The sequence below is a fragment of the Bacteroides sp. HMSC067B03 genome, assembly GCF_001811315.1.
Classification (GTDB): domain Bacteria; phylum Bacteroidota; class Bacteroidia; order Bacteroidales; family Bacteroidaceae; genus Bacteroides; species Bacteroides faecis.
In genome coordinates this window covers 1-1,188 of the sequence record NZ_KV804304.1, presented here as the reverse complement: position 1 = coordinate 1,188, position 1,188 = coordinate 1, and the positions used below count along the sequence as shown (strand labels likewise).

Below are 1,188 nucleotides of genomic sequence, written 5' to 3'. Positions count from 1 at the left end.
ACAGACGATGCTTATAACAGACAAGGGGAATTTAGAGGGAAAAAGGCTGAATATCAACCCAAAAAGAGAGGAAAAAGCAAAGCAACACCAACCAACGGGCGGTAGGCTTGAATATGGCTTTTAATGGCGTGTACACAAATAAGTACACAAATAATTTGGAGGTTGGACTTTTATAGTTATATTTGCGCTGTAAATCAAATATATAAATATTATGCAGATAATTACAACGCGTGAATTTCGTGCCAATCAGAAGAAATATTTTGAACTGGCTGAAAAAGAGACAATCTTTGTTTCTCGTCGTAATGCCGCCCCCATAGTCGTATATGCGGCTACGGAAGAGGATTTTCCCTCAAGGGAAGAATTGGAGGCTATTCAGAGGGGTATTGAGGATATTAAGCAGGGACGAACTTTTAAAATGCGGAAGGATGAATCATTAGATGATTTTTTGAACCGTATAGAGGATGAGTGCAATGTATGAGATAGAATTTTCAAAAGAAGCTGCAAAACATGTACTGTTGCTAAGAAAGTCCTCTCCACAACTCTTCAAAAAGTTAGAAAGGCTATTGGATGAGCTGAAAGAACATCCATACACTGGGACTGGACACCCCGAACAGTTGAAGTATTTGCAGGGTGTATGGTCAAGGCAGCTTGATAAGAAAAACCGTATTAGATATACGGTGAACGAAACCACCATTGTTGTTTTTGTTATTTCTGTTTGGGGGCACTATGACGATAAATGACGTAAAAAAACAATGTAAAAATTGAAGATATGGCAGTTATAAATCTTACATCCGAGGAATTTGCTGACCGAATAGAGGAAATGTTTGATTTGGCGAGTAAAGGCGACAATGTACTTATTCATCACGAGGGGAAAACCTATACTGTTATTCCTATAAGTGATGAAGAATTGGAGAACTTAGCCGAGAAAGAAAAAGCATTACTGAATAAGTAATTTTTCTCTTTTCTGTCTGCAAATGTAACTCCATACTCCGTAACAGTCAAGGGCTTCGCAAGTCCGGATCCGGAAAAATCCTGCGCTCGCAGGCTCGTGCGGTTTTTCCAGCCCGTCCCCTTGACCGTTCTCCGTATTCCGTTGTGAAAAAGGCAGGAAAAAGAGAAAAAGATGTGTGCCTATGCAGCGTGTCAGCGTTGTGTGTATTCCCATGCGGCATGTGTATATATAGCAAG

Annotated in this window: 4 protein-coding genes; 3 read left to right on the top strand and 1 reads right to left on the bottom strand. The window is 40.2% G+C overall.

Annotated elements, in window-relative coordinates:
• Window positions 1-211 precede the first annotated feature (211 nt).
• The 3 genes from HMPREF2794_RS06585 to HMPREF2794_RS06575 are packed head-to-tail and all read left to right on the top strand — an operon-like array spanning window position 212 to window position 952.
• Window positions 212-478, top strand: a complete 267-nt coding sequence (locus tag HMPREF2794_RS06585) for a type II toxin-antitoxin system Phd/YefM family antitoxin (protein ID WP_008671564.1) — start codon at window positions 212-214, stop codon at window positions 476-478.
• The gene (locus HMPREF2794_RS06580; protein ID WP_008671563.1) at window positions 471-740 is read left to right on the top strand and encodes a Txe/YoeB family addiction module toxin; all 270 of its coding nucleotides are present in this window, start codon (window positions 471-473) and stop codon (window positions 738-740) included. Before HMPREF2794_RS06585 ends, HMPREF2794_RS06580 begins: the two co-directional genes overlap by 8 nt.
• 29 nt (window positions 741-769) lie before the next feature.
• Window positions 770-952 (top strand): hypothetical protein, encoded by a 183-nt coding sequence (locus tag HMPREF2794_RS06575; RefSeq protein WP_070751191.1) that lies wholly within the window; start codon window positions 770-772, stop codon window positions 950-952.
• Here HMPREF2794_RS06575 and HMPREF2794_RS29250 read toward each other — a convergent pair.
• A partial coding sequence (locus tag HMPREF2794_RS29250; RefSeq protein ID WP_210403596.1) for a hypothetical protein occupies window positions 938-1,188 on the bottom strand: 251 nt, incomplete at its 5' end. The two genes, HMPREF2794_RS06575 and HMPREF2794_RS29250, sit on opposite strands and share 15 nt — an antisense overlap.

Coding starts and splice junctions, on each gene's coding strand:
- HMPREF2794_RS06585 (WP_008671564.1), top strand. CDS start 212: ATGCAGATAATTACAACGCGTGAATTTCGTGCCAATCAGAAGAAATAT.
- HMPREF2794_RS06575 (WP_070751191.1), top strand. CDS start 770: ATGGCAGTTATAAATCTTACATCCGAGGAATTTGCTGACCGAATAGAG.
- HMPREF2794_RS06580 (WP_008671563.1), top strand. CDS start 471: ATGTATGAGATAGAATTTTCAAAAGAAGCTGCAAAACATGTACTGTTG.